This is a genomic window from Streptomyces sp. AN091965 (genome assembly GCF_022698285.1).
In the GTDB taxonomy this organism is placed as follows: Bacteria; Actinomycetota; Actinomycetes; order Streptomycetales; family Streptomycetaceae; genus Streptomyces.
In genome coordinates this window covers 5,894,820-5,908,075 of the sequence record NZ_JALDMY010000001.1, presented here as the reverse complement: position 1 = coordinate 5,908,075, position 13,256 = coordinate 5,894,820, and the positions used below count along the sequence as shown (strand labels likewise).

The 13,256-nt window shown below is 73.7% G+C and carries 12 protein-coding genes and 1 pseudogene; 3 read left to right on the top strand and 10 right to left on the bottom strand.

The window, feature by feature from the left end; genetic code table 11:
* Positions 1 to 609: 609 nt before the first annotated feature.
* Positions 610 to 1,920 (bottom strand): helix-turn-helix domain-containing protein, encoded by a 1,311-nt coding sequence (locus MQV74_RS25200; protein WP_242721390.1) that lies wholly within the window; start codon positions 1,918 to 1,920, stop codon positions 610 to 612.
* Between the two features lie 386 nt (positions 1,921 to 2,306).
* On the opposite strand from MQV74_RS25200, the gene MQV74_RS25195 reads away from it, so the two are divergent.
* Positions 2,307 to 2,867 carry a peptidoglycan-binding domain-containing protein gene (locus tag MQV74_RS25195; protein ID WP_242721386.1) on the top strand — a complete coding sequence of 187 codons (561 nt, stop codon included), beginning with the start codon at positions 2,307 to 2,309 and terminating at the stop codon, positions 2,865 to 2,867.
* A gap of 227 nt (positions 2,868 to 3,094) precedes the next feature.
* On the opposite strand, the pseudogene MQV74_RS25190 reads toward MQV74_RS25195, so the two are convergent.
* The 3 genes and pseudogenes from MQV74_RS25190 to MQV74_RS25180 form a co-directional block, all read right to left on the bottom strand.
* Positions 3,095 to 3,401, bottom strand: a pseudogene (locus MQV74_RS25190) (helix-turn-helix domain-containing protein); the annotation flags it as partial.
* Between the two features lie 331 nt (positions 3,402 to 3,732).
* The gene (locus MQV74_RS25185; protein ID WP_242721383.1) at positions 3,733 to 4,638 is read right to left on the bottom strand and encodes a helix-turn-helix domain-containing protein; all 906 of its coding nucleotides are present in this window, start codon (positions 4,636 to 4,638) and stop codon (positions 3,733 to 3,735) included.
* Positions 4,635 to 5,426: a peptidoglycan-binding protein gene (locus MQV74_RS25180; protein ID WP_242721380.1), complete on the bottom strand. Its 792-nt coding sequence runs from the start codon at positions 5,424 to 5,426 to the stop codon at positions 4,635 to 4,637. The genes MQV74_RS25185 and MQV74_RS25180 overlap by 4 nt, the downstream gene beginning before the upstream one ends.
* 296 nt (positions 5,427 to 5,722) lie before the next feature.
* On the opposite strand from MQV74_RS25180, the gene MQV74_RS25175 reads away from it, so the two are divergent.
* A complete protein-coding gene (locus MQV74_RS25175; protein WP_242721377.1) occupies positions 5,723 to 6,115 on the top strand; it encodes a hypothetical protein in 393 nt (130 codons plus the stop codon).
* 76 nt (positions 6,116 to 6,191) lie between these two features.
* On the opposite strand, the gene MQV74_RS25170 is transcribed toward MQV74_RS25175, so the two are convergent.
* From MQV74_RS25170 to MQV74_RS25155, 4 genes are all read right to left on the bottom strand, one after another.
* Complete coding sequence (locus MQV74_RS25170) at positions 6,192 to 6,884, bottom strand: response regulator (protein WP_242721373.1); 693 nt, start codon at positions 6,882 to 6,884, stop codon at positions 6,192 to 6,194.
* On the bottom strand, positions 6,881 to 8,041 hold the full coding sequence (locus tag MQV74_RS25165; RefSeq protein WP_242721370.1) for a sensor histidine kinase: 1,161 nt from the start codon (positions 8,039 to 8,041) through the stop codon (positions 6,881 to 6,883). Before MQV74_RS25165 ends, MQV74_RS25170 begins: the two co-directional genes overlap by 4 nt.
* Positions 8,042 to 8,510: 469 nt before the next feature.
* Positions 8,511 to 9,044, bottom strand: coding sequence for a DUF3017 domain-containing protein (locus tag MQV74_RS25160; RefSeq protein WP_242721366.1), 534 nt, complete (start codon positions 9,042 to 9,044; stop codon positions 8,511 to 8,513).
* A 16-nt stretch (positions 9,045 to 9,060) separates the two neighbouring features.
* The gene (locus MQV74_RS25155; protein ID WP_242721363.1) at positions 9,061 to 9,918 is read right to left on the bottom strand and encodes a bifunctional methylenetetrahydrofolate dehydrogenase/methenyltetrahydrofolate cyclohydrolase; all 858 of its coding nucleotides are present in this window, start codon (positions 9,916 to 9,918) and stop codon (positions 9,061 to 9,063) included.
* A 248-nt stretch (positions 9,919 to 10,166) separates the two neighbouring features.
* Between MQV74_RS25155 and MQV74_RS25150 the strand changes: the two genes are divergently transcribed.
* Complete coding sequence (locus MQV74_RS25150) at positions 10,167 to 10,799, top strand: RDD family protein (protein ID WP_242721360.1); 633 nt, start codon at positions 10,167 to 10,169, stop codon at positions 10,797 to 10,799.
* Between the two features lie 72 nt (positions 10,800 to 10,871).
* Here MQV74_RS25150 and purH read toward each other — a convergent pair whose 3' ends face one another.
* A complete protein-coding gene (gene purH / locus MQV74_RS25145; protein WP_242721357.1) occupies positions 10,872 to 12,467 on the bottom strand; it encodes a bifunctional phosphoribosylaminoimidazolecarboxamide formyltransferase/IMP cyclohydrolase in 1,596 nt (531 codons plus the stop codon).
* Positions 12,464 to 13,138, bottom strand: a complete 675-nt coding sequence (gene purN, locus MQV74_RS25140) for a phosphoribosylglycinamide formyltransferase (RefSeq protein ID WP_242721354.1) — start codon at positions 13,136 to 13,138, stop codon at positions 12,464 to 12,466. Before purN ends, purH begins: the two co-directional genes overlap by 4 nt.
* Positions 13,139 to 13,256 lie beyond the last annotated feature (118 nt).

Sequence of the window (13,256 nt, the reverse complement as noted above, 5' to 3'; positions counted from 1 at the left end):
TCGCTGTGGGCAATCGTCCCGCAGGGCGGGACGGGTGGGCACAGCCCCAGGCGCCGAGCAACCGTTCGGCAGGGGCCGGCTTCGGCGCAGCCGGGCCCGGCGGAAGCTGCCGGGCGGGGGCGGGAGGGACCGAGCCGGTGGCGCGCAGGGCGGGGGCAGGCGCCGGGCCTGCGGGCGACCGGCCCGCGCCGAGGAGGCACCCCGCACCGGCAACCGTTCCCAGGGGCCCGCCTCTTGGCCGCACAGGGCAGACCCGGCGAGGGCCGCAGGGCTGAAGCCCTGCCGGGCGGGGGCGGGCGGGTGGGACCAACCCCGCAGCGCGGCAGGGGGCGCGGCGCCAGGCCCTGCGCGTCAGGGCCGTGGCGCGGCGGAGGGCCCACCGCCAGCAGCCCGGATGCCAGAGCGTGCCTGGGCGAGGGGCGGGTGGGTGGGACCATCCCCGCGGCGCGACGCCGGAGCTCAAGGCCAGGCTCCGCCGGACGGGCCCGGCCCTGGGAGGCTCCGCCAGACGGGCCCGGCCCCGGAAGGCCCCGCCAGACGGGCCCGGCCCCGGAAGGCCCCGCCCCGGAAGGCGCCGCCCCGGCCAAGGCCCCGTTCAGCCAGCGGCAGCTACTCCGTGCAGGCCCGTTCCCCCGAAGCAAGCGTCGCGCAGGCCTTGGCCTGCGTACCCGACTTGACCGCCACCATGGGCGTGTACGCGTCCACGTCCGCGGCCCCGGCCACCGTCCCGCTCTGCCGCCCCGCGGCCCCCGCGTCCGCCCCCTTGATCTGCACCTTGTCGCCGGGCTTCGCCTGGGTGATCCGCGCCCACGCGGCCCCGCAGGTCTTGCTGTAGCGCACCTCGACGAGGGTCTTCGTACCGACGGTCACCCGGGCCGTCGTCCTGGCGAACTCGCCGCCGCAGCCCATGTTCTCGGGGTCCTTGCCCGCACACGCGGCCCCGCTGCACTCGACCCCGGCGGGCAGGTCCGCCGTGGCGGTGGTGCGGGTCGGGGACGGCTTGGCCTTGTCGTCGTCCTTGTCGCCCTTGCCGACGCCGGTGAGGAACGCGGCCGCTCCTATGACGACGAGCGCGCCGACGACGCCCGCGAGGAACATCGTCAGCTTCCGCTTGCGCCGCTGCCCGTCGGGCGACTTCCCGTCGGGGCCCACGGGGCCCACGGGGCCCGCGGGGGCCGTGGTCACGCCCCGCGCCCCGCTGCCGTACGACGTCGCGGCCGAGGCGTGCGCGGAGGCCGCCGCCGTGGGCGGTGTCGCAGACGCCTCGTACGAGGACGGGGCGGAGGACGGCGACGAGGCGGACGCGGAGGGCGTGGAGAACGCGGCGGAAGCCGCAGCCGCGGAAGGCACGGAAGGTACAGAAGGCACGGAAGGCACGGAAGGCGCCGAAGACACAGCGGGGCCCGCGGCCCCCGCGGCCGCCCCGGGCTGCGCCCCCGCCCGAGCCCCGTACCGCGCGCTCTCCTGGCGCGGCGGCACCGTCGGGGACACCCCGGCGGGGCCCGCCACACCGGTCACCGCGCCGACGCCGCCCCGGGCCTTGCCGGAGCCGCCCTTGCCCTTGGGCGGGTCGGGCGTGCCGAGTTCACCGAGGGCCGCGCGGGCCTGGGAGATGCGGATGGCCTGCATCGTCATGTCGTGCCGCATCTCGGAACGGCTCCAGGCGCGCTCCGCGAGCTCCCACAGGGTGACGAGGTGCACGGCGGGCGTGCCGGTGACCTCGGCGAGCGCGACGACGGCGCCCTTGGGGGCGAGCAGCCGCCCGTTCAGATAGCGCTCCCAGGACGTCTTGCTGTAGCCGGTCCTGTCCGCGACGGCGGCGATGCTGAGCCCGCTGTTGTCGACGAGTCTGCGCAGCTGGCTCGCGAACTCCCTGACCTGTGGGTCGAGGTCGTCCGGCAGCGCTTTCCAACGAGGCATCGCTCCCCCAATCCCCCCGTGCGTGCAAGTTCTCCACGCATCGTGCTCCCTGGCCCAGTGCCCCGTACAAGCCCCGAACGCTCCGGATCTGGACTACCCAGAGAGATGCGCCAAGCCAGGATGACAGTTCCCGGATTGGGGGCGCACGGGAGCATATGGGCCAGATGCGCCCCGTCGCACGCTCCGCGGTCGACGCACAGTGTCCCATCGACATCCCGTTGCACGATGCGGAACCCCAGGTCCCACGCCGGGACGTCCCAGAACCGTCCCGGATGCGCCACTTGACCCTTTTGCAGGGTGCCTGCGTAACGAAGGATCGAACGCGGCACATCCGTGCCGGACCCGGCTGAAACAGGCCGAACCAGACCACACCACGGGGGATTTCCATGCGCCACGTCACGACCACCGGCGGCCGGAGGGCCCGGCGGCTGCTCGCTGCCGCCGTCGCCACGACCGCGGGCGCCGGCCTCGCGCTCACCGCCGCCGCCCCGCTCGCCACGGCCGCCGCGCCGCGCGTCATCGACGGCAGCGGTTACGCGTACAACGACTGGGGCGACGAGGGCACCCTGTCCATCGACAGCCACAGCACCAACAGCGACGCCACCGCGCTGTGGCAGACGGTCCTGTACGCGGACGGCGCCAAGTGGCGCGACAGCGGCGGCGAGCTGCACACCTTCAGGAAGTCGGACATCACGGGACGCTTCGAGGAGCGCACGGAGTCCGCGACGCGCTGGTGGCAGCGGCACGAGGACCTGGAGGACGTCGACGGCGTCGTCGGCAAGGAGACGTTCGGCGACGCCGACAACTCCCTGTCCGGGCCGGAGCCGGACGGAACGGTCCTGTTCATGGGCTTCCGGCACACCGTCGCCTTCAAGCGCCTCCAGGGCACGTACTACGTGAAGGTCCACGGCCAGTGGCGGAAGGCCGCGTACAAGTCGTTCGACTGATCCCCGCGGCGGCCGCCCGGGCCCCGCGGGCCCGGGGCTCCCCCGGCCGTCGCGGTCCTCGCCCCGGGCGGCCGTCAGCTGCGAGACGACCCACAGCAGGCTCACGAGCAGCAGCACGGCCACGGCGAGCGCGGAACACGCCACCAGACGCCAGGAGGGCGCCGCCGCCCGCCGCACGGGAGCCGGCGCCCCGGCCGGTGACGGTGGCGCGGCCGGTGTCCTGCGCTCCGCGTCCGGTGCGGGGGCCGCGCCGCCCCGCGGCCACCTCCGCACCGCGAGGTCCCGGGCCGCGAGCAGCCGGGCGGCGTCCGCGCCCGCGACCCGGCACAGGGCAAGGACGGCCTGCCGGGGCGGCGGCTGCCGGGCGTTGAGGTAACGCTGCCAGGAGGACTTGCTGTATGAGGTCCGCTCGCCGAGCCCGACGAGACTCAGTCCCGTGCGGTCCTTGAGCAGCCGCAGCCGCTCCACGAAGTCCCGTACCTCCGAAGGCAGTTCGTCCGGCAGCGGCTGCCAGGCGCTCGCGCGCGCACCCATCGTCCATCCCTCCTCGCGCGCCCTGGTTCTCCGATATCCGGTTTGTCACGTGACGGGGGAACAGCCCTGTTTGGTTCCTGCGGCACGGGCCTCGTGGGCCAGGTCGTCGCGCAGCCGTTGCGGGCCCCGCACACCGTTGCGGAATGGTCACTTCCGTGCCACAGGGGACCGGCCGCCCTTGAAGCGAAGATGGCGTGTCCACGACGCTTGAGGCACACGGCGAGCGCGCATCCCGCTCCCGGACGTACGGCGGCGCCCGTCCTCCCACGGGGGAGAGGACGGGCGCCGTCTTGCGCCACCGAAGCGGCTCTGAACTGGTGCTTCTTGGTACTCAGCCGGAGAAGCAGGCCTTCTTCGCGGTGCTCGCGAACGTCACGCACACCCTCGTCGACGCCGGGTCGGCCCCCTTGAGCGCTGTCATGGACGTGGCCAGATACCGACGGGTATCCGCGGCCTCGTCCGCCCGCACCTCCTTCGCCCGCGCGCCCGGCAGCGAGACCACCACGCGGTCGCCCGGAAGGAGCCCGGTCGCCCGCGCCCACACCGCGTTGCACGCCTTGCCCACGCGGAGTTCGACGCGGCGCCCCGGGGCGAAGGAGCGGGTGGCGAGCGACACCACCTGCCCCGGGCCGCCGCAGCCCATCCGCTGCGGCTGCTCGCCCTCGCACGCCGCGCCGACGCAGCGCGGCTCGTACGGGCCGGGTGCGGGCTCGGTCGCCACGTGGCTCCGCCGGTCGCGGTCGCCGGTGGCGGCGAGCCCGGCCGTCATGCCGCCCGCGACCACCGCGACGGCGGTGATCCCGAGCGCCAGCGCGGTCCAGCGGCGCCGCCCGCCCGTGGCCACGCCCGATGCCGGTCCGGCAGGACCGAGGAGCGTGCCGGGGTCCTCCGCCGTCCCGCCCTCCGCCGTCCCGCCCTCGGCGGGCCGGTCCCCCTCGCCCGCCCCGTCCCCCCGCGCCGACCGCCCGCTCCACGCCGCGTCCGCGAGGTCCCACAGCGCGAGCAGGCGGCCCGGCGGTTCGTCGGCGAGCGCGCACAGCGCGAGGACGGCCTTGCGCGGCACGGGCTTCTTGCCGTTGAGATACCGCTCCCAGGACGACTTGCTGTACGCGGTCCTGCGGCCGAGCGCCTCCAGGCTCAGCCCCGTGCGCTCCCGCAGCTCCCGCAGGGCCTCGGCCAGCGGCAGACACGCGGGCGGCGGCGCCGACGGCCCGCCCCTTTCCCCGCGCCCCTTCACTTGCGCAGCGCTCCCCAGGTGTCCGGGCCGACGATCCCGTCGGCCACCAGGTCCCGCGCGCGCTGGAAGCGCTTGACGGCGGCCTTCGTCCCGTCGCCGTACGCCCCGTCGACCTTCCCGGCGCCGAAGCCGTGCGCCCTCAACAGGCACTGCGCCTCGACGACCTCCCAGCCGCTGCCCCCCCGGTCGAGGATCGCGGTGGCCGTCGTCGCGTACCCGGCGTACCGCACGCCGTCGGCGCGGCCGTCCTCGCACGCGTACGTCCGCCCCTGCGCGTACGAGAACACGCCGCGCCCCGTGTCGTCCTCGTCCTCCGTGAACGCCTGCCCGGCGAGCAGACCGCCCGTGAACGCGACGGCCACCGCGAGCACCAGGGCGGCCAGCGCGGACCGCAGCCGCACGGTGCGCCCCACGGGCGGCGCGGCCGGACCGGGCGGGCCGGGCGGCTCACTCGCACGTGTCACCGGCCCGGCGGCGGCCACGGGCTCCGCCGCCTCGACCCCGCTGTCCTGCGGCTCCTCGGGCCCGTCCGTCGCCCGTGCCACCTCGTGCAGGACGAGCAGCCGGGTCGGATCCGCGCCGCACACCTGCGCCAGCTCCTCGACCGCCGCGCGCGGCACGGGCTTCTTGCCGTTCAGATACCGCTCCCACGAGGAGCCGCTGTACGACGTCTTGGCGCCGAGCGACGCCAGGCTGAGCCCACTGTGGTCCTTCATCCGCCGTAACTGGACGAGGAGCTGGCGCTCCTGCTCTCCCAGCTGCGCGGGCAGCTCTTTCCAACGCGGCATGGTGTCCCCCGGACGCGTCGCAAGGTTCCCCGGGCGCATCGCCCCTTGTGTTCCGAAAGACGGCGGATGCACCAATTCCAGTTCCCCGGCGGCCTTTTCACGCGTTCGAACAAGCCACTTCCGCCGCGTCCCACGTCCCACGCCCGCACCCTCGGCCGACGCTCCCCCGCAGCTCAGCGGGTGGGACATCCCAAGGGCACCCACCGGGACCAGCCGCTCTGGCTGTTGACCGATTCCGCTCGGCACAGTCGGGAACGCCGCATCTCGCGGCACCACGTCCACGGGGGAGAACACCCATGACCAGCACCTCACGCATGCCGTCCGGTACCTCGGACACCGGCTGGGGCCCCAGGGCCCGGACCCGCGTCCGGGCCGCCGCCTTCGGCCTCGCCGCGACCGCCCTCCTGGGCGGTGGCCTCGCCCTCGGCCCGGACGCGGCCGCCGCGCCCGACCGGGGCCCGGCCACCGTCGTCCGGTCGGAGGCCGCCCCGCAGGGCACCGCGCCCGCCTGCGTCCAGCGGTCCGTCAACGGGCGCTCCGCCACCGCCACCAACAACTGCGGCCGCGTCATGCGCGTGAAGATCGTCGTCAAACACGGCCCCGACTCGCGCTGCCACTCGCTCAAGCACCGCGCCTGGGCGCGCCACAGCTGGCCCTTCGGCTCCTACGACAAGACCGTGACCTGCTGAACGGCCGGTCCCCGAGCGGCGGTCCGCCCTCCCGGGGGAGGGGGCGGGCCGCCCCGCGCGCACGCGCGGCAGCCGGTCAGAGGTCCTGGTCGCCCGGGGTGACCAGGCCCGACTCATAGGCCATCACCACGGCCTGGGCCCTGCTGTCGATGTCCAGCTTGTTCATCGTGCGGTTCAGATGCGTCTTGACGGTCGCCTCGCTGATGTACAGGCGGTCCGCGATGTCGGCGTTCGACAGGCCGCGCGCTATCAGCCGGAGCACCTCCAGCTCCCGGCCCGTCAGGGACTCCAGGCCCGGCGGCGACTCGGCCCCCACCAGCGGGGCGCTCCCGGGCCGCGAAGCGAACGCCTCCACCAGACGGCGCGTGACGCTCGGCGCGAACAGCGCGTCGCCGCTGCCGACCGCCGCCACCGCGGCGAGCAGCCGCTCCGGCCCCGAGTCCTTGAGCAGGAACCCGGACGCGCCCGCGCGCAGCGCCCCGTACACGTACTCGTCGAGGTCGAAGGTGGTCAGGACCAGGACGCGCGGCGCCGGGTCGGGGGCCGCGGCCAGGATGCGCTCGGTGGCCGTGATGCCGTTCATGCCGGGCATCCGGATGTCCATGAGGATCACATCGGGCCGGGTCGCCGCGGCCAGCTCCACGGCCTCCGCGCCGTCGCCCGCCTCCCCGACCACCTCGATGCCGGACGCGGCCCGCAGCACACCGACGAGCCCGGCGCGGATGAGGAACTGGTCGTCCACGACAAGCACCCTGATGTGTGGGGTCATTCGGTGGCGTCGTCTCCCGGCGGCGCGGCCCGCGCGGACGTGGGCAGAGTAAGCCTGACGGCGAACCCCCCGGTGCTGCGCGGCCCTATGCTGATCGTTCCGCCGTAGAGCTTGGCCCGCTCACGCATGCCAATCAAGCCATGCCCCCGTCCTCGGCCCACTCTGGCCTGAATCACCCCCTCCCCGTCATCGGTGACCGAGACCTCGATGTGGTCGCGGTGATAGTGCAGTTCGACGACGGCGCTCGCCTGCCGCGCGTGCTTCAGGACGTTCGTCAGCGCCTCCTGCACCACCCGGTACGCGCACAGCTCCACGCCGGGCGCGATGGGCCGGGGCGTCCCGACGACCCGGAACTCCACGGGCACGCCGCCCGCCCTGACCCGCTCCGTCATCTCCCCGATGCGGGCGAGCCCCGGCATCGGGGCGTCCGGCACCTCCTCGCCGTCCTCCTGCGCCCGCAGCACCCGCAGCATGCGCCGCATCTCCTCCAGCGCCTCGGCGCTGGTGCCGGTGATGGTGCCGAGCGCGGTGCGCGCGGTCTTCGCGTCGGAGTCGAAGACGAACTTCGCGAGGCCCGCCTGCACGGAGATCACCGACATGTGGTGGGCGACCACGTCGTGCAGCTCCCGCGCGATGCGGCCGCGCTCCTCCACCACGGCGTGGCGGGCCTTCTCCTGGTGCTCGGCCCGCGTCCTGCGGGCGAGTTCGGCGGAGCGGCGCGCCAGATAGCCCATGCGCCACACCATGCCGTTGAAGCAGACGCACTGGGCCACGACGGAGGGGATGAAGGAGTCGTCCATGGTCAGCAGGGAGCCGAAGGCCCACAGGGCGGCGAGCAGGACCGCGAGCACACCGGAGACGCGCGTCGGCCGCAGCAGGGAGACCGTGTAGAGGCACAGCAGCGGGCCGAAGGACGTCACGACGGGCCAGTAGCCCGCGACGATGTAGACGACCCAGACGCAGTACGTCGCCAGGCAGACGGCGATCGGCGCCTTGGAGCGGGCCAGCGTCGGCAGGATGACGAGCACGCCGAGCCCGTAGCCCCGCGCGTCGAGCGGGGTGAACCCTATGCCGTTCGCGCTCGGCCCGATCAGCACCAGCGCCACGACCTGCCCGAGTGCGAGCAGGAGGTCGGCGGTGAACGGGCGGAGTCGCATCGCCGCAGCGTAACGCGCGTCTTGGGAAGTCACGTCAACCCGCCGCCGTACCGCGGAAGTTGTAGCTGACGGGCAGCTGCGCCCTGCGGCGTAGCCGAACGTCAACCTGGGACAGGACGACGCGGGGCACCCGCCGCCCGTAGTTTCTTGCCTCAGCACCACCGCCCGAGTCGCCCAGACGACACGGCGCGCACGGGGGAAGGAGGCGCGGACCTGCTGGCGGGGGGAAACAGCGAGCAGGTCCGCACCTCACAACGACACACCACGGCAGCACACGACGACGGCAGCAGCGAGAGCGGCAGCGACAAAGACCACTGAGGTCGAGGCTTCGTGCGCGGGGGCGCGCACGGGGGAACGGGCCCTCGGCCGCGAGCACCACCCTGCCCCACGGCCGACGGCCCGTACTCTCCTGGCGAGTACGGGCCGTTGGTGTGTCCGAGGCCGCGCGGCCGGACCGCCGCGCGCCCGGCTAGCTGCTGATCGTGAAGTGCAGCGTGTCGTCCAGGAACGGGATCACCAGCCACGGGTCGGGCTGCGCCATCATCGCGAGGAGCACGATGGCGAGGCCGAGGACCCCGTACGTCACCATGTCGGTGAACCGCGAGCGCACCGCCAGCATGCCGACGCCCGGCAGCGTCCAGCGCATCACGGCGCCCGCGAGCAGCCCGAGCCCGACCAGTATCGTCCCCACCCGGAAGACGTCGAACGCGGTCAGGAGCAGCCCGAGGGCGACCACCGACACGACCACGAGCAGCGGCCACTGCCGCGCGGGCGCGGGCGCGTCCCCCGGCGCGGCCCGGCCGCCGCCCTCGGGCCGCGCGGTGTCCCGCGTGAACAGCGGGAAGCGCCGCGACGTCTTGCGCGGAACCCCGTCGGGCCCGGGGGCGCTCACCGTGCCCTTGGCGGTGGGCTGCTCCGGCGGCTCCCCGGAAGCCCCGGCCTCCGGCCGCTCGGTTCCGGTTCCCGCCCCGGTCCCGGTCCCGTCCTTGGCGTCAGCACTCATGGCGGCCACTCCCGGCTCAGCCCGCGGCACCGCGCTCGGCGGCCTCGACCACGTTCACCAGGAGCTGGGCGCGCGTCATCGGGCCCACGCCGCCCGGGTTGGGCGACAGCCAGCCGGCGACCTCGGCGACGCCGGGGTGCACATCGCCGACGATCTTCCCGCTCTCGTCCCGGGACACGCCGACGTCGAGCACGGCCGCGCCGGGCTTCACGTCCTCCGGCTTGACCAGGTGCGGCACGCCCGCGGCGGCCACGATGATGTCGGCCCTGCGCAGATGCGACGCCAGGTCACGGGTGCCGGTGTGGACTTGCGTCACCGTGGCGTTCTCCGACTTGCGGGTCAGGAGCAGCGGCATGGGCCGGCCGATGGTGACGCCGCGCCCGACGACCACGACCTCCGCGCCCTTGATCTCCACGTCGTGCCGGCGCAGCAGCCGGATGATCCCGTACGGCGTGCACGGCAGCGGCGCCGGTTCGTTCAGGACGAGGCGGCCCAGGTTCGTCGGGTGCAGCCCGTCCGCGTCCTTGGCCGGGTCCATCAGCTCCAGGACGCGGTTCTCGTCGATGCCCTTGGGCAGCGGGAGCTGCACGATGTAGCCGGTGCAGGCCGGGTCCTCGTTCAGCTCCCGGACCACCGCCTCGATCTCCTCCTGCGAGGCGGTCGCGGGCAGTTCGCGCTGGATGGAGGCGATGCCCACCTGCGCGCAGTCCCGGTGCTTGCCCGCGACGTACTTCTGGCTGCCGGGGTCCTCGCCGACGAGGATGGTGCCGAGTCCGGGCGTGACACCCTTTTCCTTCAGGGCCGCCACACGGGCGGCCAGTTCGGACTTGATCGCTGCTGCGGTGGCCTTGCCATCGAGAATCTGGGCGGTCATGTTCCCATCCTCCCGGATGAGCACGCCCGCGTACCAATCCGGGGCACCCGGACGTTGCCGCGTTCGCAGTCGCGTTGCACTCGCACAACGCTCGGTGAACGCGGCTGGACAAACAAGCGGGCGCTGAAGAACGATGAGCACCACAGTGCCGCGGCCGGTGTCGGGGGGACCGACGCATCTGTGAACGTTCCTCCGTGCGTGCCGTGACGTCCCCGCACTCCCCACTCCGACCGGAGGAACACCTCAGCATGAGCACGCCGCCGCCCAACCCCTACGGCCAGCAGCCCCAGCAGCCCGGCTACGGCCCCGGATACGGCTACCCGCAGCAGGCCCCCCAGGGCGTCCCGCCGCAGCAGGGCGGCTACCCCGGGCAGCAGTACGCCCCGTACCCGCAGCCCCAGCCCGGCCAGGCGCCCTACGGCGCGTATCCGCAGCAGGCGGGGTACGGCATGGGCCACGACGGCCGCCCGGAGCTCGCGCACTGGGGCCTGCGGGTGGGCGCGACCCTGCTGGACGGCCTGATCACGATCGTGCCGCTGTACCTGATCGTGGGGCTCAGCGTCGGCATCGGCGGCGAGGACATGACCGCGGGCGCCTCCCTCCTCTCGGTGGCCGCCCTCGTCTACACGATCTTCATGGGCTTCTACCAGATCCACCTGGAGGGCAAGACGGGCCAGACGATCGGCAAGCGCGTCGTCGGCATCCGCGTCCTGCGCGAGACCGACGGCCGCTTCCTCGGCTTCGGCATGGCCTTCGTCCGCAAGCTCGCGCACTTCCTCGACAGCATCCCCTGCTACATCGGCTACCTGTGGCCGCTGTGGGACGACAAGAAGCAGTGCTTCGCCGACAAGGTGTGCAGCACGGTCGTCATCAAGGGCTGACCCGGTACGCGTACGACACGGGCGCCGCACCCCTCTTTCCGGGGGGTGCGGCGCCCGCGCCGTTCCCGCGGCTCAGTGGAAGAAGTGCCGCGTGCCCGTGAAGTACATCGTCACGCCAGCCTTCTTCGCCGCCTCGACCACCAGCTCGTCACGGACCGAACCGCCCGGCTGGACCACGGCCTTGACGCCCGCGGCGGTCAGGACCTCCAGACCGTCGGGGAAGGGGAAGAAGGCGTCGGACGCGGCGTACGCGCCTCGGGCACGCTCCTCGCCCGCGCGCTCGACCGCGAGCTTCGCGGAGTCCACACGGTTGACCTGGCCCATGCCGACGCCGACGGAGGCGCCGTCCTTGGCGAGCAGGATCGCGTTGGACTTCACCGCCCGGCAGGCGCGCCAGGCGAAGGCGAGCTCGGCCAGCTCGCCCGGGGACAGCGCGTCACCGGTCGCGAGGGTCCAGCTCGCGGGGTTGTCGCCGTCGGCCTGGAGCCGGTCGGTGACCTGGAGCAGCGCGCCGCCGTCGATCGGCTTGACCTCGACGGGCGCGGCGGGCGCCTGCGGGGCGCGCAGGACGCGGATGTTCTTCTTCTTGGTCAGGGCCTCAAGGGCGCCGTCCTCGAAGTCCGGCGCCACGATGACCTCGGTGAAGATCTCGGCGACCTGCTCCGCCATCTCCTTGGTCACCGGCCGGTTGACGGCGATGACGCCGCCGAACGCGGACAGCGGGTCGCAGGCGTGCGCCTTGCGGTGCGCCTCGGCGACGTTGCCGCCGATCGCGATGCCGCACGGGTTGGCGTGCTTGATGATCGCCACGCACGGGTCGTCGTGGTCGTACGCGGCCCGGCGCGCGGCGTCCGTGTCCGTGTAGTTGTTGTACGACATCTCCTTGCCGTGCAGCTGCTCCGCCTCGGCGAGGCCGCCGCGGCCGTCCGTGTACAGGGCGGCGTTCTGGTGCGGGTTCTCGCCGTAGCGCAGCTGGTTCTTCAGGTCGAAGGCGGCGCCGACGAAGGCCGGGAAGCGCTCGTCGGCCCCCGGCGCGGTCTCCAGGAACCAGTTGGCGACCGCGATGTCGTACGCGGCGGTGTGCTGGAACGCCTCGGCGGCGAGCGCGCGGCGCGTCGCGAAGTCGAAGCCGCCCGCGCGGACCGCGGCGAGCAGGTCTCCGTACCGGGCGGGGCTCGTCACCACGGCGACCGACGGGTGGTTCTTGGCGGCGGCGCGGACCATCGAGGGGCCGCCGATGTCGATCTGCTCGACGCACTCGTCGACGCTCGCGCCGGAGGCCACGGTCTCGCGGAACGGGTAGAGGTTCACCACGACCAGGCCGAACGGCTCCACGCCGAGCTCCTGGAGCTGCTTGCGGTGCGCCTCGAGGCGCAGGTCGGCGAGGATGCCCGCGTGCACGCGCGGGTGCAGCGTCTTGACCCGGCCGTCCAGGCACTCGGGGAAGCCCGTGAGCTCCTCGACCTTGGTGACGGGGACACCGGCGGCGGCGATCCGTGCGGCGGTCGACCCGGTCGACACCAGCTCGACGCCGGCCTCGTGCAGGCCGCGCGCGAGGCCTTCCAGGCCGGTCTTGTCGTACACGCTGATCAGCGCGCGGCGGATGGGCCGCTGGTCGGCCCCCGCGGTGCTGGGGGGTGTCTGGGGCGTCGTACCTTCGGCGGTCACGGGATAACTACCTTTCGTCCCTCGATGCTGTAGCCGTCGCGGGCGAGGCGTCCCACGACGTCGACGAGCAGGCTTCGCTCGATGTCCTTGATGCGCTCGTGCAGAGCGCTCTCGTCGTCCTCGTCCCTGACCTCCACCACGCCCTGCGCGATGATCGGGCCGGTGTCGACGCCGTCGTCGACGAAGTGGACGGTGCAGCCGGTGACCTTCGCGCCGTACGCGAGCGCGTCGCGGACGCCGTGGGCCCCGGGAAAACTGGGCAGCAGCGCGGGGTGGGTGTTCACGGTGCGCCCGCCGAAGCGGGCCAGGAACTCCTTGCCCACGATCTTCATGAAACCGGCGGAGATCACCAGATCCGGCGCGTGCGCGGCCGTCGCCTCGGCGAGCGCGGCGTCCCAGGCCTCCCGGGTCCCGTGGTCCTTCACCCGGCACACGAACGTCGGCAGGCCCGCGCGCTCGGCGCGCTCCAGCCCCGCGATGCCGGTGCGGTCGGCGCCGACGGCCACGACCTCGGCGCCGTAGGCGTCGGCTCCGTGCTCCGCGACGGCGTCGAGCAGTGCCTGGAGATTCGTACCTGATCCGGAGACCAGCACGACGAGGCGCTTGGCCTTGGCCACGACGGGGCCCTTTCTCGGGAGTGCTCTTTGTACGGTCGTACGAAGGCTTCGCATCCCCCGATACGGGGAACTCTACGAAGCGGCCGACCGTCAGCAACGATACCGGCACACCCGGCGGCCCCTCACGGGACGGGGGCGCGGCCGGAAGGTAGCGTCTGTGGGGGCAGCCGCC

Coding starts and splice junctions, on each gene's coding strand:
- MQV74_RS25200 (WP_242721390.1), bottom strand. CDS start 1,920: ATGCCTCGTTGGAAAGCGCTGCCGGACGACCTCGACCCACAGGTCAGG.
- MQV74_RS25195 (WP_242721386.1), top strand. CDS start 2,307: ATGCGCCACGTCACGACCACCGGCGGCCGGAGGGCCCGGCGGCTGCTC.
- MQV74_RS25180 (WP_242721380.1), bottom strand. CDS start 5,426: ATGCCGCGTTGGAAAGAGCTGCCCGCGCAGCTGGGAGAGCAGGAGCGC.
- MQV74_RS25175 (WP_242721377.1), top strand. CDS start 5,723: ATGACCAGCACCTCACGCATGCCGTCCGGTACCTCGGACACCGGCTGG.
- MQV74_RS25170 (WP_242721373.1), bottom strand. CDS start 6,884: ATGACCCCACACATCAGGGTGCTTGTCGTGGACGACCAGTTCCTCATC.
- MQV74_RS25165 (WP_242721370.1), bottom strand. CDS start 8,041: ATGCGACTCCGCCCGTTCACCGCCGACCTCCTGCTCGCACTCGGGCAG.
- MQV74_RS25160 (WP_242721366.1), bottom strand. CDS start 9,044: ATGAGTGCTGACGCCAAGGACGGGACCGGGACCGGGGCGGGAACCGGA.
- MQV74_RS25155 (WP_242721363.1), bottom strand. CDS start 9,918: ATGACCGCCCAGATTCTCGATGGCAAGGCCACCGCAGCAGCGATCAAG.
- MQV74_RS25150 (WP_242721360.1), top strand. CDS start 10,167: ATGAGCACGCCGCCGCCCAACCCCTACGGCCAGCAGCCCCAGCAGCCC.
- purN (WP_242721354.1), bottom strand. CDS start 13,138: ATGCGAAGCCTTCGTACGACCGTACAAAGAGCACTCCCGAGAAAGGGC.